The following is a 24,355-nucleotide window of genomic DNA, read 5'->3' as shown; positions in this document are numbered from 1 at the left end:
ACGCCGCGCGTCTGTTGACCCCCGAACAAGAGGCGGCGCGGCGTGCCCGGCTCAGCCGATCGGGCCTCAGTCCATCAGGATGCTGGTCACCCGCACCTCTTCGGCCGGGGCGCCGTCCATCGCGTTGCCGGCGATCCCGGCGGCGGCGATCTTGTCCAGGGTCTCCAGCCCGGTCTCGTCGATGACGCCGAACACGGTGTAGTCCGGCGGCAGCTGGGAGTCCTGATACACCAGGAAGAACTGGCTGCCGTTGTTGTGTTGGCCGGCGGAGTGCGCCATCGCCAGCGCTCCGCGCGGGTAGGTCACCGGCTCCTGCAGCGCCGGGTCGCCCTGCGGGTACTGGTTGGTCGGATACTCGTTGCCGAACTGATAGCCGGGCCCGCCGGCGCCGGTGCCGGTCGGGTCACCGCACTGCAGCACCGACAACGCCGGGGTGGCGGTGAGCCGGTGGCAGGTCGTGTCGTCGAAGTAGCCCTGCTGCGCCAGGCTCACGAAGCTGTTCACGGTGCACGGCGCCTTGCCGTTGTCCAGCCACAGCCCGAGATTGCCCTGGTTGGTGCTCATGCTGACGCTGACCCACTCGGGATCGGTCGGCACCTTCCCGGTGCGGGGCGGGTTGACCTCCTTGCTCGCCGGTGTCGCGGCGGCGGGGTACTGGCAGTCGGCCCCCAGATCGGGTGGCGGGTTGAAGGCCGGCAGCTGGCCCGGTCCGCCGGCCGGCAACGGTGTCGGCCCGGCGAGTTGGGTGTCGGGGGTCTCGGACTGCGCCGTGGTGTCCGACTCGGCGTCGTCGCGGTCCAGCACGAACACGTACACCGCCGCGCCGACCAGGGCGATCACGGCGACGACCGACCCGATGACGGCCAGCAGCCGGTTCCGGCGGGCCCTCGCCTCCCGCCGGGCGAGCTGTTCCTCGAGTTTGCGTTTTGCCGCTTCGCGCCGCTCTGCGTTGGTGGTCGGCACCCCTGGAGTCCTCCTCGTGTGCTCACTCGGTCGGCAACGAGTGTGCCAGGCGCGGCCGATTCCGGCCCTCGCAACCCTCGAACCCTCGCCGATGGGACACTGGTCAACGTGTTGGTCACCGGTTTCCCGGCGGGGATGTTGCAGTGCAACTGCTACGTCCTGGCGCCGCGGCGCGGTGCGGACGCCATCGTCATCGACCCCGGTCAGCGGGCGATGGGCCCGCTGCGGCGGATTCTGGACGAGAACCGGCTCACCCCGGCCGCGGTGCTGCTCACCCACGGCCACGTCGACCACATCTGGTCGGCGCAGAAGGTTGCCGACACCTACGGCTGCCCGGCCTACATCCACCCCGAGGACCGGTTCATGCTCACCGACCCGATCAAGGGCTTCGGGCCCCGGATCGGGCAGCTGCTGTTCGGCGCCCTGTTCGCCGAACCCAGGCAGGTGATCGAACTGGCCGTCGACGGGGAGCAGCTGAACTTCGGTGAGCTGCTGGTGACCGTCGACCACACGCCGGGCCACACCCGCGGTTCGGTGGTGTTCCGGGTGGCGGGGGACTCCACCGAGGTCGCGTTCACCGGCGACACCCTGTTCAAGCAGTCGGTCGGCCGCACCGATCTGCCCGGCGGCAGCGGGCGTGATCTCCTCACCTCGATCGTGAACAAACTGATGGTGCTCGACGATGACACCCTGGTGCTGCCCGGCCACGGCGCCACCTCCACCATCGGACAGGAGCGCCGCACCAACCCCTTCCTCGAAGGTCTACCCCTGTGAAGTTCTGCCCTGCGAAGGTGTACATCCGTGACTGACGTGTCGTCATTTCAGGCGCCCAAGGGCGTGCCCGACTATCTTCCACCGGAATCCGCCCAGTTCGTCGCGGTGCGCGACGGTCTGCTGCGGGCCGCGCACCGGGCCGGCTACGGCCACATCGAACTGCCGATCTTCGAGGACACCGCACTGTTCGCCCGCGGTGTGGGCGAATCCACCGATGTGGTCACCAAGGAGATGTACACCTTCGCCGACCGGGGCGACCGGTCGGTGACACTGCGTCCCGAGGGCACCGCCGGCGTCATCCGGGCCGTCATCGAGCACGGACTGGACCGCGGGCCGCTGCCGGTCAAGCTGTGCTACGCCGGGCCGTTCTTCCGCTACGAACGGCCGCAGGCCGGCCGCTACCGGCAACTGCAGCAGGTCGGGGTGGAGGCGATCGGGGTGGATGATCCGGCGCTGGACGCCGAGGTCATCGCGGTCGCCGACGCCGGTTTCCGGTCGCTGGGGCTGACCGATTTCCGGCTGGAGATCACCTCGCTGGGGGATGAGACCTGCCGGCCGCAGTATCGGGAGTTGTTGCAGGAGTTCCTGTTCAAGCTGGACCTCGACGAGGAGACCCGGCGCCGCGCGCAGATCAACCCGCTGCGGGTGCTCGACGACAAGCGCCCGCACGTCCGGGAGATGACCGCCGACGCGCCGGTGATGCTCGACCACCTGTCCGACTCCGCCAAGCAGCATTTCGACACGGTGCTGGCATATCTGGATGCGCTCGAGGTGCCGTATGTGATCAACCCGCGCATGGTGCGGGGGCTGGACTACTACACCAAGACCACCTTCGAGTTCGTCCACGACGGGCTCGGCGCGCAGTCCGGCATCGGCGGCGGCGGCCGCTACGACGGGTTGATGCGCCAGCTCGGCGGACAGGACGTGTCCGGCATCGGGTTCGGGCTCGGCGTGGACCGCACCATGCTGGCCCTGAAGGCCGAGGGCAAGCAGGTGGGCGAGACGGCCCGGGTTCAGGTGTTCTGTGTCCCGCTCGGCGCTGAGGCCAAACTGAAGCTGGCGGTGCTGGCCGCGAAGTTGCGCGCGGCCGGAATACGGGTGGACATGGCCTACGGCGATCGCGGGCTCAAGGGCGCCATGCGCGCGGCCGACCGTTCCGGCGCCGCGGTGGCGGTGGTGGCGGGGGACCGCGACATCGAGGCCGGGACGTTCGGTGTCAAGGATCTGGCCTCCGGCGAACAGGTCGACGTGCCGATGGATGCGGTCCTCGACGACATCCTCGCCCGCCTGAACTGACCGCCCACCCACCCGCGAGCGCGCGTGTTTGCACCCCGACACGCCGCGGCGGGCGTGCATTCTCGGACGCTCGCGACCCGCGACGGTCCCGGTCAGATCGTCAGCGCGGTGCGGACCATCGCCTCGGCGCCCGCACCGCCGGTTCCGCTGGCGGTGACCCGGCCCGATTCGAGCACGCAGTACCGCTGCGCGGACTGCAGCGCGAACCCGATGTGCTGCTCGACCAGCAGCACGCCCAGACCGCCGCGGCCGGTCAGTTCGGTGATGACAGCCTCGATCTCGGCGACCACCGACGGTTGGATCCCCTCGGTCGGTTCATCGAGGATCAGCATCTTCGGCCGGGTGAGTAGCGCGCGGGCGATCGCGAGTTGCTGACGCTGCCCGCCGGACAGCAGTCCGGCACGCCGGTTCAACACCTCGCGCAAGCCGGGGAACAGGTCCAGTTGTTCATCGATCAGCCGTCGGCCGTCGCGCCGCCGGTCGGCGACCACCTGCAGATTCTCCGCGGTGGTTAGCTGACCGAACGACTGCTGACCCTGCGGCACATACGCCAGCCCGCGTGCCACCCGGGCGCTGGGGCGCAGCCGGGTGACGTCCGCCCCGTCGAAGAACACCCGGCCCGACGTGCACTTGAGCAGGCCGACCGCGGCCCGCAGCAGGGTGGTCTTCCCGGCGCCGTTGTGCCCCATCACCGCCGCCACACCGTCGGGCGGCACCTCGAGGCTGACGCCGTGGATCACCTCCGACCGGCCGTATCCGGTTCGCACATCGACGAGTTCGAGCATCAGTGCGCCTCCTCGGGCAGTTCGGCGGCGGTGCCGAGGTAGACCTCCTGCACCTTCGGGTTGGCCTGCACCTCCTCGACGGTGCCCTCGGCGATCACCTGCCCGCGGGCCAGCACCGTCACCGAGGTGGCGAACGCGCGCATGAAGTCCATATCGTGTTCGACGACGACGACGGTGCGCTCACCACCGATGCGGCGCAACAGGTTTCCGGTCTGCTCCCGCTCCTCGTGGCTCATCCCGGCGACCGGCTCGTCCAACAGCAGCACGTCGGCGTTCTGCACCAGCAGCATGCCGATCTCCAGCCACTGCTTCTGCCCGTGGGCCAGGGTGCCGGCCGGCTCGTCCGCCAGGTCGGCCAGACCGATGGTCTGCAACGTCTCGGTGATCTGCGGCAGCACGGCGCCGCGGCGGCGCAGCAGGGTCCGCCACGAGCGGCCGGCTCCCGCGGCGATGTCGAGGTTCTGCAGCACGGTCAGCGTCTCGAACACGCTGGCGGTCTGGAAGGTTCGGCCCACGCCGAGCCGGGCGATCTGATGCACCTTCTTGCCGAGCAGTTCGACCCCGGACTTGTTCACCGACCCGGTGGCCGGCACCAGCCCGGTGATCGCGTCGATCACCGTGGTCTTGCCGGCGCCGTTGGGGCCGATCAGGAACCGCAGGTCACCCTGGAACAGGGTGAGGTCGACACCGCTGACCGCCTTGAACCCGTCGAAATCCACCGTCAGGCCGCGGACCTCGAGGTATTCGGCACGCATCCCGGCGTTGCCGCCGGCGACCGGTTCGCGAGCCGCCGTGGTCATACCGCGGCCTCCACTTTGACCTCCTGCGCATGCTTCACCGGCACCGCCGGGTCCGGGACGCGACGACGCAGCCGGGACCGCAGCGCTCCGAGTCCGGCCAGCCCGGCCGGGAAGAACCCGATCACCACGATGAACAGCAGCCCCTGGGCGTAGGTCCACTCCGACGGAAACCGTTCGGAGAACAGGGTTTGTGCCCATGCCACGCCGATCGCCCCCAGTACCGGGCCGAGCAGGGTGGTGCGTCCGCCGATCGCCACCCCGATCAGGAACGCGATCGACGGCAGGATGCCCACCTGCGACGGCGCGATGAAGCCGACGATCGGGGCGAACAACGCGCCGGCGATGCTGGCGAACAGCGCCGCCACGGTGTAGGCGACCACCTTGACGTTGGCCGGGTCGTAGCCCAGGAACCGGACCCGTTCCTCGTTGTCGCGCACCGCGACGAGCAGTTCGCCGTACCGGCTCTGCATCAGCTGCCGGGCCACCGCGACGACGATGAGCAGTGTCGCCGCGGCGATGAAGTACAGCATCCGACGGTTGGCCGGGTCACTCAGGGTGAACCCGAAGAAGGTGCGGAACCTGTTGAGGCCGTTGCTTCCCCCCAGACTGGTCTGCCCGACCAGGAAGATCGCCAGCGCCGCGGCCAGCGCCTGCGACAGGATCGCGAAGTAGGCGCCCTTCACCCGGCGTTTGAACACACCGAATCCCAGCGCCGCGGCGATACCGGTCGGCAGCACCACGATCGCGGCGAGCGTGACGACGGGGGAGGCGAACGGCTCCCAGTATCCGGGCAGCTCACGCACGCCGGCGATCTGCATGAAGTCGGGCACCCCGGTGCCGTAGATCTGCGCGTCGGCGATCTTGAGGTGCATGCCCATCAGGTATCCGCCGATGCCGAAGAACACGCCCTGACCGAGCACCAGCATGCCGCCTCGGCCCCAGGCCAGCCCGATGCCCACCGCGACGATCGCGAAGCACAGGAATTTGCCGAACAGCCCGAGCCGGAAGTCGGACAACACCATCGGTGCGACGACGAACAGCACCAGCGCGGCGAGCCCGAACCCGGCCCAGGTCTGCCAACGTCCCAGCACCCCTCCCGGCATCCGGTCGAGCACAGCGGTTCTCACGCGAGACTCCTTGTCCGAACGGTGAACAGCCCCTGCGGGCGGACCTGCAGGAAGATCACGATGAGCGCGAACACGATCACCTTGGCCAGCGACGCGGTGGTGCTGTATTCGATGAACGAGTTGAGGAACCCGAGCCCCAGCGCCGCGATCACCGTGCCCTTGATCTGGCCCAAGCCGCCGACGACCACCACCAGGAACGCGTCGATCAGATAGCTCTGCCCGATGGTGGGGCTGGTCGACCCGATCAACGTCAACGCCACCCCGGCGACCGCCGCCAGCCCCGATCCGATGAAAAACGTGGTGACGTCGGTGGTTCGGGATGAGATGCCGCTGGTCTCGGCGAGGTCGCGGTTCTGTACCACCGCGCGGATCCGTCGCCCGGCGGGGCTGTACTTCAGCACCGCGGCCAGCGCCGCCACGCACACCACCGCCAGTACCAGGATGAACAACCGCGTCTTGGGCACCACCGCGCCGAAGATCTCCACGCCCCCGCCGAGCCAGGCCGGGGCCAGCACGTTCACGGCGGGCGCGCCGAAGATGTCGCGGGCGACCTGCTGCAGGATCAGCCCGACCCCGAACGTCACCAGCAGGGTGTCCAGCGGACGGTGGTACATCCGGCGGATCAGGGTGACTTCCAGCAGTGCGCCCATGGCCCCGCCGACCAGGAAACCGACGAATAGTGAAACCAACAGGGACACACCGGCATCGGAGACGATCTGCTGCACCACGTACGCGGTGTAACAGCCCACCATGATGAATTCCCCGTGCGCCATGTTGATGACGCCCATCTGGCCGAACGTCAGCGCCAGACCCAGCGCGGCCAGCAACAGGATCGAGCCGAGGCTCAATCCCGTCGCCAGCTGTCCGATCAGGATGTCCATCCGGTCAGCTCGCCAGGCCGGCGGCCCACGGATAGGACTTCAGATAGGGGTCCGGTTCGATCGGGGCCGGTGATTCCCACACGGTGTAGATCAGGCCGTCGGGACGGATCTCACCGATGCGGGCGGTCTTGGTGATGTGGTGGGTCTCGCCGTCGATGGTGACGGTGCCCTCCGGGGCGTCGAAGCTCACGCCGTCGGCGTTCTCCTGGATCGCGTCGACGTCGAACGAGTTCGCCTTCTCGACGGTGTTCTTCCACAGATACACCGAGACGTAGGCGGCCTCCATCGGGTCCGATGTCGGCTTGGCGGCGCCGAACTCGTCCTTGTAGGCGGGGACGAACGCCTTGTTCACCGGGTTGTCGACGGTCTGGTAGTAGTTCCAGGCGGTGAGCTGACCCTCGATGTTCTGCACCCCGATGCCCCCGATCTCCTCCTCGGCGATCGACACCGACACCACGGGCATCTCCTGTGCGGTCAGCCCGACGTTGCGGTACTCCCGGAAGAACGCCACATTGGAGTCTCCGTTGAGGGTGTTGAACACCGCGTCGGCGTCGGCGGTGCGGATCTTGTTGACGATCGTGGAGAAGTCCGTCGACCCCAGCGGGGTGTAGTCCTCACCCTTGATCTCGATACCGTTGGCCGGGGCGTAGGCTTTGATGATCCGGTTGGCCGTCTGCGGGAACACGTAGTCGCTGCCGACCAGATACAGCGATGTCACGCCCTGCTCCTTGAGGTAGTCCAGGGCCGGGACGATCTGCTGGTTCGTGGTGGCGCCGGTGTAGAAGATGTTCGGTGAGGATTCCAGCCCCTCGTACTGCACCGGGTAGTACAGCAGCGCGTTGTTGCTCTCGAACACCGGCAGCATCGCCTTGCGGCTCGACGAGGTCCACCCGCCGAACACCGCGGCCACACAGTCGCTGCTGATCAACTTCTCGGCCTTCTCCGCGAACACCGTCGGCTCGGAGGCCCCGTCCTCGCCGATGAGTTCGATCTGTTTGCCCAGAACGCCCCCGTCGGCGTTGATCTCGTCGACGGCCAGCTTGATCGCGTCGCGGACGGTGACCTCGGAGATCGCCATGGTGCCCGACAGCGAATTGAGCGAGCCGACCTTGATCGTCGGGCCGGAGGTGTCGACGCACGAGGCGGCCCCGCTGGACGGCGCGTCACCGGCCCTGCTGCCGCAGCCGGCCAGGACCAGACCGGCGGCGAACACGACCGCGCCCGCTCGCAGTGCCGATGTGTTGAACCGGGAACGCCGTGGTCCCCGCATACCCGTATGTCTGCGCATATACGTCCCTACTCCTGACCTCGTGACGACTCGCGACGAATCTGCTGTGCCGAGTCGGGACGTTAGGACGTCTGTGTTTCTTCGGAATGTCTGTGTGTGACAGCGGCGTTACGGGCGGCGTAGCGGGCGCGGTCGTGTTCGCAGCCGGTCTGGTCCGGGCCGGGGGTGGCCGCGGGTGGTAACGATTCGGCATGATGGCTCGATGTGAGGGATATGCGAAAAGTGGCATCCACGGTCGGCGCGGCGGCACTGGTCGCCGCGGGTCTCATGTCCAGCCCCGCGATCGCCGGCGCCGAGCCGGAAGGGCAGGACGGACGGGTGGTTCGGTACACCGTCACGACGGGTCAGGAGGCCACCGTCGGCCTCTACTACCTGGCGACCGAACCGGACAGCCAGGCGAGCTACGACGCGGACCCGAACGCATACCTGCGCAATGAGCGCGTGACGATCGTGCCGGGCGCGCCCTGGGTCTTCGAGACCACCCTGAACGACACCAGCTGGGCCTATGTCAGCGCGGGCGCGGCCGCGCGGTACACCGGATCGGCGACCCCGCGGTGCGAGATCGCCATCGACGGTGAAGTGGTCGTCGAGCAGGCCGGCGACACCAGCGCGTTGTGTGCGCTGAAGCCCTGGTGAGCCGGGGTCAGCGCGGCAGGTTCTCGTAGTAGGGGATGACGATCTCGTCGGTGGCTTTGACGTCGCCGAGCATCATCGTGGTCAGCGGGTGCACCACCGCGGGATCGATCTCCAGGTTCAGGCAGGCCGGCACGCCGGCGGACAGCGCGCGTCTCATCGCGTCCGGAATGGCGTCGGCGGTGCGCACCCGTTCGCCGTGGCCGCCGAACGCCTCGGCGACCTTCTCGTAGGCGCTGTCGGCCAGTTCGGTGACCACGGCGCACTTCTCGCCGTACACCGCCTGCTGGCCGTGGATGGACATGCCCCACACCGCGTTGTTGAACACCACGGTCACCACCGGCATGCCGTGCCGGGCCATGGTGTCGAACTCCTGCGGATGGAACCCGGCGGCGCCGTCGCCGGTGATGAGCACCACCGGGGCGTCCGGGTGGGCGCGGGCCGCGCCGATCGCGAAGCCCGGTCCGACCCCCAGCGCGCCCAGATAGCCCAGCCGCAGCACACCGCTGGGGATCTCGGTGCGTGCGAAGAACTCCGCCCACGCCGGGGCTTCCGCGCCGTCCAGCACGAAGATCGTCCCGGGCGGGCATGATTCGACGACGGCCTTGGCCGCGAAGTAGGGGTGGATGCGGCCGCTGGCGGTGGTGTCGTCGGTGTAGAGCGCTTCGTGGAACCGCTGCGCACCGGTCGCCACCGAGACCCACTCCGACCAGTCCGGCCAGCTGCGCTCGGCCGCGGCCGCGGTGAGGGCCTCCAGGGTGGCGCGACAGTCCGCCACGATCGGCACCGCCACATCGTGCATGCGGCCGATCTCGGCGGCGTCCAGATCCACCTGGATGATCCGGGCGCCGGGGAACATGCTGGCGCGTCCGCCAGTGAACATCCCGGTCCGCGCGCCCAGCAGCAACACCACGTCGGGGGTGGGGGCGCCGAGCATCGGCAGAGCGCCGAGCGCGAGCAGACCGCCGGCGGCCAGCCGGTGCCCGGCCGGGATCGCGCCGTCGGACTTGCCCGGAGAGAACACCGGCACCCCGACCGTCTCGGCGAAGGAGACCAGCTCCTCGGCGGCCCGGGCGAACACCACCCCGCCGCCGCTGATGATCACCGGGTTCTTCGCCTCGGCCAGCACATCGAGGGCCTGCTGCACCGCGGCCCGGTCCGGCGCCGGCGCGCTCGGGACGGCGCCGGTCGCCGGGCGGCGCACGGCGGCCGCGTCGGTCTGGCCGAACATCACGTCTATGGGCACTTCGAGCAGCACCGGCCCGGGGGCGCCGGAGGTGGCTTTGCGGATGGCCAGCGCGACGATCTCTGGAATGCGGCGGGCCTCGGTGAGCCGGTACGCCCATTTGGTGACCGGTTCGGCCGCCGCGACCTGATCGAAGCCGCCCTGCAGGGGGTTGGTCTCGGTCTCCCGCAGCGGCGGTGCGCCGACGATGAACAGCGTCGGGGTGCGGTCCAGGTAGGCGTTGACGATCGCGGTGTAGGCGTTGGTGAACCCGGGACCGGAGGTCACCACACAGACGCCCACATTCCCGGTCAGCCGGGCATATGCGTCGGCTGCATGCCCGGCGCTGGACTCATGGCGGGTGTCGGTGAGGCGGATGCCGTGATCTCCGCATGCCACGTAGAACGCGTCGAGATGCCCGCCGTGCAGGGTGAACACCTCGGTGATACCGCCGTCGGACAACGCCCGGGCGAGTAGTTCGCCGCCGTTGACTGTCACCGCAACCTCCGCCGCAATCGTGATACAGACCTCATAAGTCAGGTTATGTGGTTACATATACCATCGCAAGAGTGGCATAGTGCAAACATATGGCCCGTCCTTCACCGCAGACCGAGCGCATCGTCTCGTTGGTCGAACTGCTGCGCAGTCAGCCCCGCACCGGGCGCAGCCTCGCTGACATCGCTCGCCACCTGGGCGTCGCCAAGGCGACGTGTTATCCGATGGTGGTGGCGTTGACCGAGGCCGGCTGGCTGGTCCGCCACCCGACCCGCAAGACCTACCAACTCGGCCCCGCGCTGGTGCCGATCGGCGCCGCCGCCGCGGCCGCTCTCGACGTGCTGGACCTCGCCCGGCCGGGCATGCAGGAACTCGCCGACACCGCCGATATGGCGTGTGTGGCCTTCGTGCCCTCCGGCGCCGACCTCGTGGTGTCGGAGATCGTGCAGCCGGCCGGTGGTCGCCGCGGCACGCTCGGCCTGCGGTTGGGGGACCGGGTGCAGATCATCCCGCCGTTGGGTTCCGTTGTGGCGGCGTGGTTTTCCGAGGACGCACGATGGCAGTGGTATCGCGCGGGGGCGGAGGAATTCGGTGTCGACCCCGACGCGGTGGAGGCCGCGTACGGACCGGTGCTGGAGCTCGTCCGGAAGCGCGGTTTCGCCGTGGAATGCCTCGATCAGCAGGAGCGGCGGTTGGCCGACGCGGTGGCGGAGGTCAGGGGCGACGGCGGGCCGCTGGGCAGGGGCCGGCAGACGGTCACCCTGCGAACAGTGGCCGGGCGACCCACCGTCGATGTGCTGATCGGCGAGATCGAGCCGAAGCGGCGCTATCAGCCCATCTCGATCAACGCCGCGGTGTTCACCGCCGAGGCGGTGCCGGCGTTGGTGCTCTGCCTGGTCGACGCGCCCGAACCGCTCACCGGACGACGCGTCGATGATCTGGGGCGCCGGGTGGCTTCCGTGGCGGGCCGGCTCACCGAGACGCTGCACGGACGGGTTCCGGACGATCGGCGCGTCCTGCGTCCTGAGTCCCGGTGAGGCGGGGTGAGACTTCGCAGAATTATCAGCCGTCTATCGACTCGCATAGGCCGTCGCGAGCGAGCGCATCGGGACGCACAGGCGTAGGATGGGTTCGTACCGTTCGTCGAACGGTGTTTTCCGGGCAACTCGCCCGAATGATGTTTATGTGAGGTCTTCCATTGCAGTACACCGATCTGTTTTCGCACCCCGTGGTCGCCGAGCACGTTGAGCGTGCGCACGACAACACCCCGGTGCAGAACCCGACCTTCTCGGATGCACCCGAGAAGCACCGCCGGCGGGAGAAGTAGTTTGACCATCGGAGTGACCAGATAGCCTGTGGGCCAGCGAGATCGCTGGCCCACAGGCATTTGGCCGGCACCCCGGTTCGATCAAGGGCGCCCCGATCAAGGCGGCCCGATGAACGTGGTCCACAAGAGCGGCCGCCCCACTTGACCTCGATATCGAAAATATGTTCGAATGTGGTATGCGGTGGGCGAGTCAGAGCGTCGCGATCGATGACGGCGCGTTGCCCGGGCTGCAACGGGTTGGCCTGGTCCGCAGCGTGCGGACACCGCAGTTCGACGGCATCACGTTTCACGAGGTCCTGTGCAAATCGGCACTCAACAAGGTTCCCAACGCCGCCATGCTGCCGTTCCGCTACACGGTCAACGGCTATCGGGGCTGTTCACACGCCTGCCGGTACTGTTTCGCCCGGCCCACCCACGAATACCTCGACCTGGACTGCGGCACCGATTTCGACACCCAGGTCGTGGTGAAGGTCAACGTTGCCGACGTGTTGCGCCGGGAGCTGCGCCGCCCGTCCTGGACGCGGGAAACCGTCGCGCTCGGCACCAACACCGACCCGTATCAACGCGCCGAAGGCCGGTACGCGTTGATGCCCGACATCATCCGGGCGCTCGCCGATTCCCACACCCCGTTCTCGATCCTGACCAAGGGCACCCTGCTTCGCCGCGATCTACCGCTGATACGCGATGCGGCACAACAGGTTCCGGTCAGCGTCGCGGTCTCACTGGCGGTCGGGGACGCGGATCTGCACCGCTCCGTCGAACCCGGGACACCCACACCCGAGGCCAGGCTCGCGCTCATCTCGTCGATCCGCGAGGCCGGGCTGGACTGTCACGTCATGGTGGCGCCGGTGCTGCCGTATCTGACCGACTCCACCGACCATCTCGACGATCTGCTCGGCCGGATCGCCGCGGCCGGGGCCACCGGGGTGACGGTGTTCGCCCTGCATCTGCGGGGCTCGACCCGCGGCTGGTTCATGAACTGGCTGGCCCGGACCCATCCGCAGCTCGTCACCCCATACCGGCAGCTGTATCGGCGCGGCGCCTATCTGCCGGCGTGCTACCGCGAGGAGCTACAGGACCGGGTGGTCCCGCTCATCGCGAAACACCGGCTGAACCGCCGGGAACGCCCGCTGCCGGCGCGGCCGCGCGCAGCGGAGCCGGCCGAACCCGTGCAGCCGTCGCTGTTCGACTGAGCCGGTGGACGGTTAACCGCGGTTGCGTTTGACGTCCTTGAACGGCATCCCCCGGTCGGCCGCGGGCTCCCGCGGGAAACCGAGGATGCGTTCGGCGATGATGTTGCGGGCGATCTCGGTGGTGCCGCCACCCAGGGCGGCTGCCTGTCGGGACAGATAGCGTTCACCGAACCGGAACAGATCTCGGCTGTCGTCGACCACCCCGCCGGACCCGGCCAGCGCCAGCGCGGTGTCGACCTCCACCTGGATGTGCTCGGCGTGGGTGACCCGGATGATCGAACCGCCCGCCGGGGGCAGGGTGCCGTCGTTCACGGCGTGGTACACGTGCTCGACGAGCTGGTCCTGCACGGCCCGGTGCACCAGCGCCCGCCCGGCCAGCTCCTGGGCCCGCAGACTGTCGGACTGGCCGGTCGCCGCCAACAGCGCGACGTAATCCACCGGCTGATCGGTGCTGCCCTCCGCGCCGATCCCGCTGGCGAATTCCGAACCACCGCCGACCGCGCGCCGTTCGTGGTAGAGCTGCCGGGAGGCGACTTCCCAGCCCTTGTCGACCTCACCGACGACGGCGTCGTCGCCGACCTCGACATTGTCGAAGAACTCCTCGCAGAACTCGTTGCCGCCGTCGACCTGTTTGATCCGGCGCATGGTGATGCCGGGCGCATCCAGCGGGACCAGGAACATGGTCAGCCCCTCGTGCTTGGGGACGTCCCAGTTGGTGCGGGCCAGCAGCAGACCGTAGTCGGCCGCGAAAGCGCTTGTGCTCCAGGTCTTCGCGCCGTTGATCACCCATTTGTCGCCGCGCCGGTCGGCGCGGGTGATGACCCCGGCCAGATCGGATCCGCCGCTCGGCTCGGAGAGCAACTGCACGAGCACCTCGTCGCCGCGGATCGCCGCCGAGATGTGCTTGCGCTTCTGCTGCTCGCTGCCGGTGTCGAGGATGGTGGCGCAGCAGATCGTGAACGTCGGGGTGTTGAGGATGAGCGGCAGTTCGTATTCGGCCGTCTCGGCGTCGAACGCCTTCTGGTACTCATAGGGCAGGCCCAGCCCGCCGTATTCGCGCGGGAAACAGATGCCGGCGAAACCGCCCTCGTACAACCGCTTCTGCAGTTCCCGCGCCCGAAGCCACGGTTCCTCCTCGCCGCGGTCGGCGTTGGGCGGGTTGTCCGGATCGATGCGGGGCATGCTCTCGGCCAGCCAGGCCCGGGCCCGGGCCGCGAACTCCTCGACCGTCTCGGTGATTTCGGCCGGGCGGCCCTGGGACGTCGTCGTGGTCTCCGTCATGACGCCGATTCCACTTCCTTGCTGCCGGCTTCCTTGGTCAGGGTGTAGACGCGCACGTTGTGTTCCTCGGGCGTGCCGAACATCGACCGGTACAGCATCGCGCGGCGCAGGAACAGATGCAGATCGTGTTCCCAGGTGACCCCGATGCCGCCGTGCAGTTGCACGCAGTCCTGAATCATGGCCGGCGCGTTCTCACCGATATAGGACTTCGCCACACTCACAGCGAAATCCGCGTCTGCGGAACGGGTTCCGACCGCCTTGACCGCGGCGGCGGCGGTCGCGCGGCAGGCCTCGAGCTTGATCTTCAGATCCGCGTACCGGTGCTTGAGCGCCTGGTACGACGCCAGCGGACGGCCGAACGAATACCGGTCGAACGCCCACTGGATGGTGAATCCGATCACCGTGTCGAGCACCCCGACGAGCTCGGCGCACTGCAGGATCTGCGCGATCCGGGTCTGGCGGGCGATCACCGCGGGGGTCTGCTCGGCGGTGCCGACGGCGGCCGCCGCATCGACCGTCACCCCGTCGAAAGTCACTGCAGCGTACCTCTTCACCAGGTCGATCGACTGTTGCGGGGTCAGCGTGACACCCGTCGTGTCGGTCGGGACCAGGAACTGGCGGACGGCACCGTCACAGTGGGCCGTCACCAACAGCAGATCGCAGCGGTCACCGGCCTCGACCCGGTCGGACACACCGTCGAGCCGGAATCCGGAGTCGGTGGGGGTGGCGGTGACGCCGGGGTTGAGCGGGTCGAACGACCGGCCCGGGGCGTAGATTGCCCACGACGCGACCGCCTCACCGGACATCAGCGCCTCGATGGCGTCCGTGTGTCGGTCGGGCGCCTCGGCCAGGCCGGCCAGCACGGTGCTCACCGGGTGCAACGGTCCCGGGGCGACCGACCGGCCGGCCTGCTCGGCGATCAGCGCCAGATCGGCCACACCACCGGCGGGGCCGCCCGACACGCTGCCGCCGCCGAGTTCCTCGGGAACCAGCAGGCTGGCCCAGCCGAGTTCGGCGGCGCGGCGCCACCAGTCGGCGTCGAAGGAGACGCCGTCGTCGTGGAGTTCGCGTACCCGCGTCAGGGACGCTTCCTTCTCCAGGAAGGACTGTGCGGTCGATGCGAAGAGCAGCCGCTCCGGGGATGCGACGTCGGTCATGGTCAGGCGGGGATTTCCAGCGCGGGCACGTTCGGGTTGTGCACCTTCTTGTTCTCCACCCCGAACAGTTCGATCAGGTTGGCGCCCATGACTTTCCGGATACCCTCGTCATCGAGGCCGTGCTCCTCGAGTTCATCGACCAGCCGGATCGGGTCGGCCAGCCCCTCCGGGTGCGGCCAGTCCGAACCGAAGATCACCCGGTCGATGCCGATGAGGTCGGCGATCTCCTTGAAGTTGTCCTCCCAGAACGGGGCGACGTACACGCACCGTTTGAACGCCTCGATGGGGTCCTCGGCGAACTCCTGCGGCATCTTCTTGTAGACGTCCTTGAACTGGTAGAAGAGGTACGGCACCCAGGACGCGCCGTTCTCGACCGAGAGGATGCGCAGATCCGGGTTGCGCGACAGCGCGCCGTGGCAGACCAACGCGGCCATGGTGTCCTCGATCGGACGCTTGCCCATCGCCACCATCCGGAACGCGGTGGGCCGGAACGGCAGGAACTCGTCTGCGGGTTCCCAGTCGTTGAGGTACTGGGCGTAACCGCTGTCCGAGGCGTGCATGCACACCGGGATGCCGGCTTTGACGCAGGCGTCCCAGAACGGGTCGAACTCCGGCAGGCCGAGCGACCGGGTGCCGCGGTAGCCGGGCACCGGCGCAGGCCGGACCAGGATCGTCTTGGCGCCGCGCTCGAGACACCATTCGAGTTCCTCGAGCGCACGGTCGACCACCGACAGGTTGATCACCGGGGTGGACAGGATGCGACCCTCGTAATCGAACTGCCAGGTCTCGTACATCCACTGGTTCAGCGCGTGGATGACGTCGAGGATCAGGTCCGGATCGTCCTTCATCCGTTCCTCGACGAGGCTGGCCAGCGTCGGGAACATGATCGTGTAGTCCAGGCCGAGGCCGTCGAGGACCTCCAGGCGTGCCTCGGGGTCGCGGAAGGCCGGGATGGCCTTCATCGGCTTGCCCATCACCTCACGGAAGCTCTTGCCGCCGCTGCCGTACTTGAAGTACTCCTCCTGGGCGCCGGGGCGCGCCACCACCTCGAAGGTGGGGTTCGGGATGTAGTCGCTGATCTGGTTGCGCACCACGATCTTGGTGCGTCCCCGCACGTCGATGTAATCGATGACGCCCTTGCGGTGCTCCGGAAGGAACTTGGTCAGCGCTTCCTGGGGCTCGTAGAAGTGGTTGTCGGCATCGAACACCGGGTAGGGAAGCTCGCGTGACGGCATGTTCGCCTCCTGAGAGTGGGATTTCCGCATTCGGTAATGACGTTACCACTTGTGTAGCAGGGAAAACGATCCTGAGGCAAGTCATGTTCGACGGACCGGGTTCAGGAATCGGTGGTCCGGGCCAGACCGTGCAGGCAGAACGTGTAGATCAGCTCGGCGTCGATCGGGGCGCCGCCGAGTTCGGCGCCCAGGGCACGCAACCGCATCGCACCCAGCGCAGTCTGCATGATCAGGGCGGCCACGGCGTCGAGGTCGGCGTCGACGCCGCCGTCGGGGGCGGTCTCGCCGGGACCCCGGAAGGCGCCCTCGGCCACTCCGCGGCGCAGGATGTCGACGATGAGCTGGTGCAGCGGTGCCAGCACCCGGGCGTATTCGCGTGGCAGGGTGTCGGCCAGCCGGTCGTTGTACGAGGTCAGACCGCGGTTGATGTAGTCCTGCCTGCTGGATCCGGCCGGGGTGCAGATCCGTTCGATCAGCGTGCGCAGCGCCTGCGCCGCGGGCAGCCCCTCGAGTTCGGCCCGCCAGCGGGCGGCGGACTCCGCCATGATGGTGTCGATCAGTGCCAGCAGCAACTCGTCTTTCGTCGAGAAGTGCTGGTAGAAGGACCGCAGCGAGGTTTTCGAGCGTTCCACGACCTCGAGCACGGTGAAGTCGGTGCGGCCGGTCTCGCCCAGGATCGTCAGCGCCGAACGCAGGAACCGGTCGGCCCGCGACTCGGTGTCGGCGCTGGTCGGATTCGCCATGAGAATGACGTTACCGTTTGTGAAGATCGGCGTTAAGGTGTTGCCTCGTGGCCGAATGGTTCCTCTTCCTGCCGCAGGTGCGGTTCCGTCTCGCCGAGATCGTCGAGCGGGCGCGGGTCGCCGAGACGAGCGGTTTCGACGGGATCGCGTTCATCGACCATCTGGAGGCGCCCGGCGCCACCCACCAGGGGATCTGGGAGGCCATGACGGTCGCCACGTGGGTGGCCGCGCACACCGAGCGGTTGCGGATCGGCCATCTGGTGCTGTGCGACGCCTTCCGGCACCCGGCGGTGCTGGCCAAGCAGGCGGTCACGCTTGCCGCGGCCACCGGCGGCCGGTTCGAACTCGGGCTGGGCTGGGGTTCCTGGCCCCAGGAGTTCGACCGGTTCGGCATCGATGACGGCCACGACGCCCCGGCGCGGGTGCGCCGGCTGGCCCGCACACTGGAACTGCTGCCCCGATACTGGGGCGCCGACGACCACGACGACCTCGTCCAGCAGCCCGTCCCCGAACACCCGATCCCGTTGGTGCTCGGCGGAACCGGCAAACGCACCATGGAGCTGGTTCGGCAGTACGCGCACTGGTGGAATGTCCCGTCACATCAACTCGACCGGTTGCCCGAGTTGTTGCCCACCATCGGTTCGGCGCGCGCGTCGGTGCAGCAGATGGTCGGGTTCGTCGGCGAGGACGCCGACCGCGACGCGGTCACCGAGGTCAGCCGGCGCCGGTTCGGCCACCTCGGTGACGGGCTGAGGTGCGGTGACGCCGCTGAGCTGGCCGACCACTTCGGCGCGCTGGCGGCGCAGGGAGTCGAACGCTTCTACGTCTGGTTCGCCGACTTCGCGCAACCGCAGACGCTCGCCGAATTCGCCGACACCGTGATCCGGGCCCGCTGAACAGTCCACACGATCTGAAAGGACAAGCATGACAACACATTCCACTGAGGAGTCCACCACGCAGCGTACGGAGTGGACACTGCAGATGCTGCTCGACCTGTTCGACGTGGAACCCGCCGGGGAGAACCGGTTCACCGCGCCGTCCGGTATCGCCGGCACCGACGAGCGGCAGGTGGTGGAGGGCTCCCAGGTGCTGTCGGCGGCGCTCGTGGCGGCGGCGAAACGCTTCGGGGACAAGTCGATCCGCTCGGCGTACGCGGTCTTCGCCCGGGTCGTGCTGGTCGGCCCGCCGATCGAATTCGACATCGACGTCATCAGCGAGGGCCGGTCCACGACCACCGCGGTGGTGACCGCTTCGCAGAACGGCAAGCGGTGCGTCACCGTCACCGTGCTGGCCGATGTGCCGAGTGAGGACGTCATCCGGCATCATCTGCCGCGCCCGCAGGTCGTCGGCCCGGACGAGGCCAATGTCTGCGACATGCCGATGGTGGGCCGTCAGGTCAAACTCGTCGACATCGTCGACGTGAACAGTCCCGACGAGGTCGGCCCGCCGGAGATCCACGCCTGGTTGCACTATGACCCGGTGCCGCAGCGGAGCGATCTGGCCAAGGCGCTGCTGGCGTATTTCACCGGCCACCTCGGTATTTCGACGACGATGCGCGCTCACGACGGGATCGGCACCGCCCAATCGCATGTGACGGTGTCCACCGCGCCGATGACGATCTCGGTGAGTTTCCACGAACCGGCCGGCTGGGACGGCTGGCTGCTCTACAGCCATGAGAGCACCCAGGTGGGCGCCGGGATGTCCTATGTCCGCGGCACCGTGCACACTGAGGCCGGCGAGCTGATCGCGTCCTTCACCCAGGATGCGCTGATCCGGCCGCTGCGCAAGATCGACGCCGCGATCAAGGAGCAGGCCCGGTTGTAGCCCGCTGGATCTCCGCTACATCGGTTCGCCGGGCAATGCGGCGGCCTGTTCGACCCAGGACGCCAGCAGACGGTCGTCGGGCTCGTCGTCCGCGCGGATGTCGAGGTAGCGCACCTCCGGATGTCTGGACGCCTTCGGCGGCACCGGCTCCAGCGAGGTGCCGCGGAAGAACTGCAGCTGCACGTAGTTCGTGTAGCAGCGGAAGGCCAAGAACCAGCCGTCGCTGTCGGGATGTCCGTAGAACGGCTGGTTCCATTTCACCGCCTTGCGCACGCCGGGCACGGTCCGCCCGATAAGCTCGTCGAGATGCTCACCGAGCGGTCGTTTCCAGCCCGGCATCGCTGCGATGTACGCCTGCACCGGGCCGTCGCCGTCGCCCTTGGGGATCTGCGGGTTGCCGCCGGAGAGCAGTTTCGGCCCGGCCGGGTTGTCAGCTGAGGATTTCTTCGATGCCGCCACCACACCCAACCTCGCCGGTGGCCACCCGGCTTGTCAAGACCACACCGGCGCCTGCAGCGCGAGGTTGTCGACATCAACGCTGAGAGACGGTGAGAGACGGTGAGATCAGCCCAGTTCGGCCGCGACTTCGCGGAGCCGGTGCCCGCCGCCCTCGACGATCGGGTCGCCGTGCCCGAAGCAGACGGTCTCGACGTCGAGCGCCGCCAGCCGGCGGAACGCCTCGATGGTGCGGGCCCGGTCGCGGTTGAACACCCCCAACGACAGCGTGCCGACGTTGGCGACGGTGTCACCGGTGAACAACACCCCGTGTTCGGGCAGATGGATCGCGATGCTGCCGTCGGTGTGGCCGGGCACCGCCAGCACCCGTGCACCGCCGCCGAAATCCAGCACATCGCCGTCGATGAGGTCGCGGTGCACCGTGACCGCCGGCGCGGCCTCGGGCAGCCCGGCGGCGACCTGTTCGTGGATCGGCCGTTCCCAGTCCTCGAACACCGGTGGTGGCAGCGCGGCGCCGGCCTGGATCGCGTCGGTGTCCCCGGCACCCGCCGCCACGAACGCCCCGGTGGCCCGCTGCAGTTCGGCGGCCGACCCGCAGTGGTCGACATGCCCGTGGGTCAGCACCACCTGGGTGACCGTTCCGGTGTGGGCGAGGATCCGCGCACCGGATCCGGGTTGGCCGGTGTCGATCACGGTGACCTCGTCCCCGTCCCGCCACACGTAGACCTGCCAGCCGTCGATGTGGAGCAGGCTCAATTCGGCGGTCACCTCGACGGCCCGCACCGGCTCGGCCGACGGCTCAGCCATCGGCGGCCCCGGTGTCGAGCAGGGCCGACCGCAGCACGTCGAGCGGCAGCCCGCCGAGATCCAGTGCGCGGCTGTGGAACTGCTTGAGTGGCCAGCCGCGCGCGGTCATCTCCTCCCGCAGCTGCTGCCAGATCCGTTGTCCCACCGCGTACGACGGCGCCTGACCGGGCCAGCCGAGATAGCGGTCGAGTTCGAAGCGGAGCTTCTCCTCGGTCTGCACGGTGTGCCGGGCGAGGAAGTCGGCCGCCTTGGCGGCATCCCACACCGTGCCGTCCGGTGCGGTCAGCTCACAGTGCACGCCGATGTCGATGACCACTCGGGCAGCCCGGAAGCGTTGCGCATCGAGCATTCCCATGCGGTCTCCGGCGTCGTCGAGCCAGCCCAGTTCGGCCATGAGCCGTTCGGCGTAGAGTGCCCAGCCCTCACCGTGGCCGGAGACGAAACAGCCCAGCCGGCGCCACCGGTTGAGCCGGTCGGACATCAGCACCGCGCGGCCGATCTGCAGATGATGCCCCGGCACCCCCTCATGGAACACCGTGGTGGTCTCCTGCCAGGTGTGGAAGGTGTCCACCCCCGGCGGCACCGACCACCACATCCGGCCGGGCCGGCTGAAATCCTCGGACGGGCCGGTGTAGTAGATGCCGCCGGTGTTTGTGGGCGCGATGAGGCATTCCAGCCGGCGCAGCGGCTCCGGGATGTCGAAGTGGTGATCGGCCAGCGCCTGCACGGCCCGGTCGGACAGGTCCTGCATCCAGGCCTGCAGCGCATCGGTGCCGCGCACCAGATACCGGGGTTCGGTGTCCAACCGGTCCAGCGCCTCGGCGACCGAGACGCCGGGGTAGAGCTGGTTGGCGGTCGATTCCTGCTCGGCCTGAATGCTTTTCAGCAATTCCAGGCCCCACTCGTAGGTCTCGTCGAGGTCGACGGCGGCGCCGAGGAACCAGCGGGAGAACAACCGGTAGGCGTCGCGACCGCAGGCGTCGCGGGTGCGGGCCCGCGGGGCGATCTCCTCGGCCAGCACGGTGGCCAACCCCTGGTAGGCGGCGGCCGCGGCCCGGGAGTGCCGCAGCAACTCGGCCCGCAGTGTCGGGTCGTGCACCGGCGCGTCGGTCGCCATCTCCACGAACAACCGCTGGATCTGGCCGGCCTGCTCGATGCCGCGGCGCACCTGGCGGATGGCCGGCGGCTGCGGGCCGTTCGCGGCGGTCCGCAGCGCCTCGGCGTACCCGGCGACGCGGTCCGGCAGCCGCGACAGCCGGGTGCTGATCAGCGCCCAGTCCTCCTCGTTGTCGGCGCTCATCAGGTCGAACACGTCACGCATGGTCTGCAGCGGTGAGGCGATGTTGTTCAGCTCGCCGACATCGAGTCCGGCCTCGTGCAGTTCGACCTGGGTGCCGAGCCGTTCCCGCAGCGCCGCCAACGTGACCACGTCGACGTCGTCGGCCGGTTCCAGCGCGGCCACCTCGGCCAGCGTGGACCGGGCCAGTTCGGCGCGCGCCCGCACCCCGTCGGGGGAGTAGTCGGTGATCTGGTCGTCGTAGCCGGCCAGACCCATCTCGGTGGCCGCGCACGGGTCCAGCGCCGCAAAGCGCGCCAGGTGGCGTTCGGCGGCGGCGTCGACGGCCGTCGGGGTCCTACCCGAGGTCATCGGTCGCGAACGTGTCGCACCGCTGCGGGTCGCCGGTCTGGTAGCCGACGGTGAACCATTTCTGCCGCTGGGCCGACGACCCGTGCGTCCACGACTCCGGGCTCACCCGGCCGGTCGCCGCCTGCTGGATCCGGTCGTCGCCGACCGCCGCGGCGGCCGACAGCGCGTCGGCGATGTCCTGATCACTCAGCGGCTCGAGGAACGGCACCCCGGTGTCCTCCTGTTCGGTGATGGCGGCGTAATGCGCCCACACCCCCGCGTAGCAGTCGGCCTGCAACTCGGTGCGCACCCCGGCTCCCTGCGGGCCCTGCGCGGCCGGACCGTGCGCCCGGCCGAGCGTGCCCTGCAGGTTCTGCACGTGGTGCCCGAACTCGTGGGCCACCACGTACTCCTGCGCCAACGGCCCGCCGCTGGAACCGAACTGATCCCGCAGCACATCGAAGAAGCCGGTGTCGAAGTACGCGGTCTGATCGGCCGGGCAGTAGAACGGTCCGACATCGCTGGTCGCCGCTCCGCAGCCGGTGTTCACCGCATCGGTGAACAGCATGATGCGCGGGCGCTGATATCCCGGCAGCAGCTGCGCCCAGACCGCGTCCAGCGAGTTCCCGGTGGCCACCACCCGGCACTCCGCCAGCCGGTTGGCGTCCGCGCCGGTTCGGCACTGGCTGAGGTCGAAGCCCTCGGAGGCCGCGCCGCCGGGGTCCAGCCGCTGCTGCTGCGGGGTGACGGTGCCGGGGTCCACACCGAGCAGCAACGCGACCACCACCACCAGCAACCCGCCGATACCGCCGCCGACGGCGATCCGCCGGCCACCGCCCCCGCCGCCGGTCGACGTGGTGCTGGTGTCGATGCGCATCCCCTCGTTGAAGGTCATGGGTTCAGCGTCCCACAACTACCATGCCGGTGTGACCGCCGTCGTCGAACGTTCGCCCATCGCGGACACGCCGCTGGGGCGGCTGCGCGGCAGCTACGAGAACGTCCCCGCACAGGCCGCGGAAGGGGTCGCGGTGTGGCGGGGTGTGCCGTACGCCCGACAACCGGTGGGGGATTTGCGGTTCCGGGCGCCCGAGCCGCCGCGGCCGTGGTCGGGCGTGCGGGACGCGGTGGAACCGGCGCCGATCCCGCCCCAGGGCAGGTCGTTCGTCGGCGGCGGTAAGGACGACCCCAGGATCCGCGACGAGGCGTGTCTGACGCTGACCGTCTGGTCACCCGATCCCGGCGGATCGCTGCCGGTGATGGTGTGGATTCCCGGTGGCGCGTTCGTGTACGGCGCCGGGCATCTGCAGCTCTACAACGGCTCACGGTTGGCCGCCAACGGCAATGTGGTCGTGGTCAACGTCACCTACCGGCTGGGGGTGTTCGGCGGATTCGAACTGAGCGGCCTGGGCGCCGGCTTCGACGACAACCTGGCGCTGCGCGATCAGGTCGCCGCACTGCGGTGGGTGCGCGACAACATCGCCGCGTTCGGCGGCGATCCCGGCCGGGTCACCGTGTTCGGCGAATCCGCCGGGGCCACATCGGTGCTCGCGCTGCTGGCCAGCCCGGCCGCGCGGGGGCTGTTCCACCGGGCCATCGCCCAGAGCCCGGCGTTGCCGCTGATCGCCGATGCCGACCTGCGCGCCGGACGGGCGGCCCGCTTCGTCGAGCGGCTCGGTGTCGGGGTCGACGACATCCGGGAACTGCCGCAGCGTGCGCTGCGCCGGGCGGCCGGGCTGGTACAGCTGGACAGCATCGCCGACAGTCCGGCCCTGGCGTACGGCCTGACCCACGGCGTGGACCTGCTGCCGCGGCATCCGATCGCGGCGGCCCGGGCCGGGACGGTGCACCCGGTGCCGCTGATCATCGGCACCAACAGCGATGAGGCGTCGATGTTCGCCTGGGGCCGGCCGCCGATGCTGCCCACCACCCCCGACCGGGTGGAGCACTACTTCCGGCGCCACGCGCCGCACGCCCGCGACACCGTGCTGGCCGCCTACCCGGGATATCCGCGCCGCCGGGCCGCGGTGGCCGTGGGCGCCGACGTCATGTTCGCCGCGCCGACCTGGGCGTTCGCCGACGCCTACAGCGCACACGCCCCGACCTACCTGTACCGCTTCGAGCACGCCCCGCCGGCCCTGCGGGCACTCGGTCTGGGCGCCACCCACGGCAGTGAGATCGTGCACATCCAGCACACCTATGCGTCGTACCCGGGCCGGCGGCTGCACCCGCTCGGTGCCCGCCGGACGCCGGCGGTGGGGCGGCGCATGCAGCGCGCCTGGCTGGCCTTCGCCACCGACGATCACCCCGGGTCCGACTGGCCGCGCTACGACACCGGGCGGCGGCGCACCCGCCTCATCCGCACCGGCGAGGACCTCGTCGCCGACGATCCCGATGTGGTCCGGCGCACGGCCTGGCAGGGCGTGTACTGAGCCGCGGAT

Annotated in this window: 24 protein-coding genes; 9 read left to right on the top strand and 15 right to left on the bottom strand. The window is 69.1% G+C overall.

What is annotated here, in order from left to right; translation table 11 throughout:
- Window positions 1-66: 66 nt before the first annotated feature.
- Entirely contained in the window at window positions 67-963 is an 897-nt protein-coding gene (locus CKW28_RS13090) for a peptidylprolyl isomerase (protein ID WP_003924337.1), read from the bottom strand.
- A gap of 108 nt (window positions 964-1,071) precedes the next feature.
- Between CKW28_RS13090 and CKW28_RS13085 the strand changes: the two genes are divergently transcribed.
- Entirely contained in the window at window positions 1,072-1,737 is a 666-nt protein-coding gene (locus CKW28_RS13085) for an MBL fold metallo-hydrolase (RefSeq protein WP_003924339.1), read from the top strand.
- Window positions 1,738-1,773: 36 nt separating this feature from the next.
- Window positions 1,774-3,033 (top strand): histidine--tRNA ligase, encoded by a 1,260-nt coding sequence (gene hisS, locus CKW28_RS13080; RefSeq protein WP_003924340.1) that lies wholly within the window; start codon window positions 1,774-1,776, stop codon window positions 3,031-3,033.
- 92 nt (window positions 3,034-3,125) lie between these two features.
- On the opposite strand, the gene urtE is transcribed toward hisS, so the two are convergent.
- From urtE to urtA, 5 genes are read right to left on the bottom strand one after another with little or no spacing between them, the layout of a single operon-like run.
- Entirely contained in the window at window positions 3,126-3,818 is a 693-nt protein-coding gene (gene urtE, locus CKW28_RS13075) for an urea ABC transporter ATP-binding subunit UrtE (RefSeq protein WP_003924341.1), read from the bottom strand.
- Window positions 3,818-4,618, bottom strand: coding sequence for an urea ABC transporter ATP-binding protein UrtD (urtD, locus tag CKW28_RS13070; protein ID WP_003924342.1), 801 nt, complete (start codon window positions 4,616-4,618; stop codon window positions 3,818-3,820). The genes urtE and urtD overlap by 1 nt, the downstream gene beginning before the upstream one ends.
- A complete protein-coding gene (gene urtC / locus CKW28_RS13065) occupies window positions 4,615-5,721 on the bottom strand; it encodes an urea ABC transporter permease subunit UrtC (RefSeq protein ID WP_040546215.1) in 1,107 nt (368 codons plus the stop codon). The genes urtD and urtC overlap by 4 nt, the downstream gene beginning before the upstream one ends.
- Before the next feature lie 20 nt (window positions 5,722-5,741).
- Window positions 5,742-6,626, bottom strand: coding sequence for an urea ABC transporter permease subunit UrtB (urtB, locus tag CKW28_RS13060; RefSeq protein WP_003924344.1), 885 nt, complete (start codon window positions 6,624-6,626; stop codon window positions 5,742-5,744).
- A gap of 4 nt (window positions 6,627-6,630) precedes the next feature.
- Window positions 6,631-7,896: an urea ABC transporter substrate-binding protein gene (urtA, locus tag CKW28_RS13055; RefSeq protein ID WP_061252289.1), complete on the bottom strand. Its 1,266-nt coding sequence runs from the start codon at window positions 7,894-7,896 to the stop codon at window positions 6,631-6,633.
- Between the two features lie 231 nt (window positions 7,897-8,127).
- On the opposite strand from urtA, the gene CKW28_RS13050 reads away from it, so the two are divergent.
- Window positions 8,128-8,550, top strand: coding sequence for an Rv2576c family protein (locus CKW28_RS13050; protein WP_003925494.1), 423 nt, complete (start codon window positions 8,128-8,130; stop codon window positions 8,548-8,550).
- Window positions 8,551-8,557: 7 nt separating this feature from the next.
- Here CKW28_RS13050 and CKW28_RS13045 read toward each other — a convergent pair whose 3' ends face one another.
- Window positions 8,558-10,270 carry a thiamine pyrophosphate-binding protein gene (locus CKW28_RS13045; protein ID WP_003925493.1) on the bottom strand — a complete coding sequence of 571 codons (1,713 nt, stop codon included), beginning with the start codon at window positions 10,268-10,270 and terminating at the stop codon, window positions 8,558-8,560.
- An 89-nt stretch (window positions 10,271-10,359) separates the two neighbouring features.
- Here CKW28_RS13045 and CKW28_RS13040 point away from each other — a divergent pair, with 89 nt between their 5' ends.
- The 3 genes from CKW28_RS13040 (at window position 10,360) to CKW28_RS13035 (ending at window position 12,787) form a co-directional block, all read left to right on the top strand.
- Window positions 10,360-11,304 (top strand): helix-turn-helix domain-containing protein, encoded by a 945-nt coding sequence (locus tag CKW28_RS13040; protein WP_003925492.1) that lies wholly within the window; start codon window positions 10,360-10,362, stop codon window positions 11,302-11,304.
- 161 nt (window positions 11,305-11,465) lie between these two features.
- Window positions 11,466-11,594, top strand: coding sequence for a hypothetical protein (locus CKW28_RS24315; RefSeq protein WP_003925491.1), 129 nt, complete (start codon window positions 11,466-11,468; stop codon window positions 11,592-11,594).
- Window positions 11,595-11,770: 176 nt separating this feature from the next.
- Window positions 11,771-12,787 carry an Rv2578c family radical SAM protein gene (locus tag CKW28_RS13035; RefSeq protein WP_003925490.1) on the top strand — a complete coding sequence of 339 codons (1,017 nt, stop codon included), beginning with the start codon at window positions 11,771-11,773 and terminating at the stop codon, window positions 12,785-12,787.
- A 12-nt stretch (window positions 12,788-12,799) separates the two neighbouring features.
- Here the strand turns inward: CKW28_RS13035 and CKW28_RS13030 are convergent, their stop codons facing one another.
- The 4 genes from CKW28_RS13030 to CKW28_RS13015 all read right to left on the bottom strand — a co-directional run bounded on the left by CKW28_RS13030 (window position 12,800) and on the right by CKW28_RS13015 (window position 17,203).
- On the bottom strand, window positions 12,800-14,068 hold the full coding sequence (locus CKW28_RS13030) for an acyl-CoA dehydrogenase family protein (RefSeq protein WP_003925489.1): 1,269 nt from the start codon (window positions 14,066-14,068) through the stop codon (window positions 12,800-12,802).
- A complete protein-coding gene (locus CKW28_RS13025; protein ID WP_003925488.1) occupies window positions 14,065-15,225 on the bottom strand; it encodes an acyl-CoA dehydrogenase family protein in 1,161 nt (386 codons plus the stop codon). Before CKW28_RS13025 ends, CKW28_RS13030 begins: the two co-directional genes overlap by 4 nt.
- A gap of 2 nt (window positions 15,226-15,227) precedes the next feature.
- Window positions 15,228-16,460, bottom strand: coding sequence for an amidohydrolase family protein (locus tag CKW28_RS13020; RefSeq protein WP_003925487.1), 1,233 nt, complete (start codon window positions 16,458-16,460; stop codon window positions 15,228-15,230).
- Window positions 16,461-16,561: 101 nt separating this feature from the next.
- Complete coding sequence (locus tag CKW28_RS13015) at window positions 16,562-17,203, bottom strand: TetR/AcrR family transcriptional regulator (protein ID WP_003925486.1); 642 nt, start codon at window positions 17,201-17,203, stop codon at window positions 16,562-16,564.
- A 47-nt stretch (window positions 17,204-17,250) separates the two neighbouring features.
- Between CKW28_RS13015 and CKW28_RS13010 the strand changes: the two genes are divergently transcribed.
- Window positions 17,251-18,099 carry an LLM class flavin-dependent oxidoreductase gene (locus CKW28_RS13010; protein WP_003925485.1) on the top strand — a complete coding sequence of 283 codons (849 nt, stop codon included), beginning with the start codon at window positions 17,251-17,253 and terminating at the stop codon, window positions 18,097-18,099.
- A 28-nt stretch (window positions 18,100-18,127) separates the two neighbouring features.
- Window positions 18,128-19,027 (top strand): acyl-CoA thioesterase, encoded by a 900-nt coding sequence (locus CKW28_RS13005; protein ID WP_040546721.1) that lies wholly within the window; start codon window positions 18,128-18,130, stop codon window positions 19,025-19,027.
- Between the two features lie 15 nt (window positions 19,028-19,042).
- On the opposite strand, the gene CKW28_RS13000 is transcribed toward CKW28_RS13005, so the two are convergent.
- From CKW28_RS13000 to ypfJ, 4 genes are all read right to left on the bottom strand, one after another.
- On the bottom strand, window positions 19,043-19,486 hold the full coding sequence (locus CKW28_RS13000; protein WP_110844424.1) for a DUF1801 domain-containing protein: 444 nt from the start codon (window positions 19,484-19,486) through the stop codon (window positions 19,043-19,045).
- Between the two features lie 105 nt (window positions 19,487-19,591).
- The gene (locus tag CKW28_RS12995; protein ID WP_003925482.1) at window positions 19,592-20,290 is read right to left on the bottom strand and encodes an MBL fold metallo-hydrolase; all 699 of its coding nucleotides are present in this window, start codon (window positions 20,288-20,290) and stop codon (window positions 19,592-19,594) included.
- Window positions 20,283-21,938: a DUF885 domain-containing protein gene (locus tag CKW28_RS12990; RefSeq protein ID WP_003925481.1), complete on the bottom strand. Its 1,656-nt coding sequence runs from the start codon at window positions 21,936-21,938 to the stop codon at window positions 20,283-20,285. The genes CKW28_RS12995 and CKW28_RS12990 overlap by 8 nt, the downstream gene beginning before the upstream one ends.
- Window positions 21,925-22,812, bottom strand: a complete 888-nt coding sequence (gene ypfJ, locus CKW28_RS12985) for a KPN_02809 family neutral zinc metallopeptidase (RefSeq protein ID WP_003925480.1) — start codon at window positions 22,810-22,812, stop codon at window positions 21,925-21,927. Before ypfJ ends, CKW28_RS12990 begins: the two co-directional genes overlap by 14 nt.
- Here ypfJ and CKW28_RS12980 point away from each other — a divergent pair.
- Complete coding sequence (locus tag CKW28_RS12980; RefSeq protein WP_003925479.1) at window positions 22,811-24,346, top strand: carboxylesterase/lipase family protein; 1,536 nt, start codon at window positions 22,811-22,813, stop codon at window positions 24,344-24,346. The two genes, ypfJ and CKW28_RS12980, sit on opposite strands and share 2 nt — an antisense overlap.
- The last annotated feature ends 9 nt before the right edge of the window (window positions 24,347-24,355 follow it).

The organism is Mycolicibacterium thermoresistibile, assembly GCF_900187065.1.
GTDB lineage: Bacteria > Actinomycetota > Actinomycetes > Mycobacteriales > Mycobacteriaceae > Mycobacterium > Mycobacterium thermoresistibile.
The sequence above is the reverse complement of the archived record's forward strand: the minus strand, read 5'-3'. Positions and strand labels throughout refer to the sequence as shown.

Bases quoted from the DNA above. Each gene is read 5' to 3' on its own strand.
- CKW28_RS13005 (WP_040546721.1), top strand. From the start codon at position 18,128: ATGACAACACATTCCACTGAGGAGTCCACCACGCAGCGTACGGAGTGG.
- CKW28_RS12980 (WP_003925479.1), top strand. From the start codon at position 22,811: ATGGGTTCAGCGTCCCACAACTACCATGCCGGTGTGACCGCCGTCGTC.
- CKW28_RS13030 (WP_003925489.1), bottom strand. From the start codon at position 14,068: ATGACGGAGACCACGACGACGTCCCAGGGCCGCCCGGCCGAAATCACC.
- CKW28_RS13020 (WP_003925487.1), bottom strand. From the start codon at position 16,460: ATGCCGTCACGCGAGCTTCCCTACCCGGTGTTCGATGCCGACAACCAC.
- CKW28_RS13040 (WP_003925492.1), top strand. From the start codon at position 10,360: ATGGCCCGTCCTTCACCGCAGACCGAGCGCATCGTCTCGTTGGTCGAA.
- CKW28_RS13035 (WP_003925490.1), top strand. From the start codon at position 11,771: ATGCGGTGGGCGAGTCAGAGCGTCGCGATCGATGACGGCGCGTTGCCC.
- urtD (WP_003924342.1), bottom strand. From the start codon at position 4,618: ATGACCACGGCGGCTCGCGAACCGGTCGCCGGCGGCAACGCCGGGATG.
- CKW28_RS12995 (WP_003925482.1), bottom strand. From the start codon at position 20,290: ATGGCTGAGCCGTCGGCCGAGCCGGTGCGGGCCGTCGAGGTGACCGCC.
- CKW28_RS12990 (WP_003925481.1), bottom strand. From the start codon at position 21,938: ATGACCTCGGGTAGGACCCCGACGGCCGTCGACGCCGCCGCCGAACGC.
- CKW28_RS13050 (WP_003925494.1), top strand. From the start codon at position 8,128: ATGCGAAAAGTGGCATCCACGGTCGGCGCGGCGGCACTGGTCGCCGCG.
- urtE (WP_003924341.1), bottom strand. From the start codon at position 3,818: ATGCTCGAACTCGTCGATGTGCGAACCGGATACGGCCGGTCGGAGGTG.
- CKW28_RS13025 (WP_003925488.1), bottom strand. From the start codon at position 15,225: ATGACCGACGTCGCATCCCCGGAGCGGCTGCTCTTCGCATCGACCGCA.
- urtC (WP_040546215.1), bottom strand. From the start codon at position 5,721: ATGCCGGGAGGGGTGCTGGGACGTTGGCAGACCTGGGCCGGGTTCGGG.
- ypfJ (WP_003925480.1), bottom strand. From the start codon at position 22,812: ATGACCTTCAACGAGGGGATGCGCATCGACACCAGCACCACGTCGACC.
- urtB (WP_003924344.1), bottom strand. From the start codon at position 6,626: ATGGACATCCTGATCGGACAGCTGGCGACGGGATTGAGCCTCGGCTCG.
- CKW28_RS13015 (WP_003925486.1), bottom strand. From the start codon at position 17,203: ATGGCGAATCCGACCAGCGCCGACACCGAGTCGCGGGCCGACCGGTTC.
- urtA (WP_061252289.1), bottom strand. From the start codon at position 7,896: ATGCGGGGACCACGGCGTTCCCGGTTCAACACATCGGCACTGCGAGCG.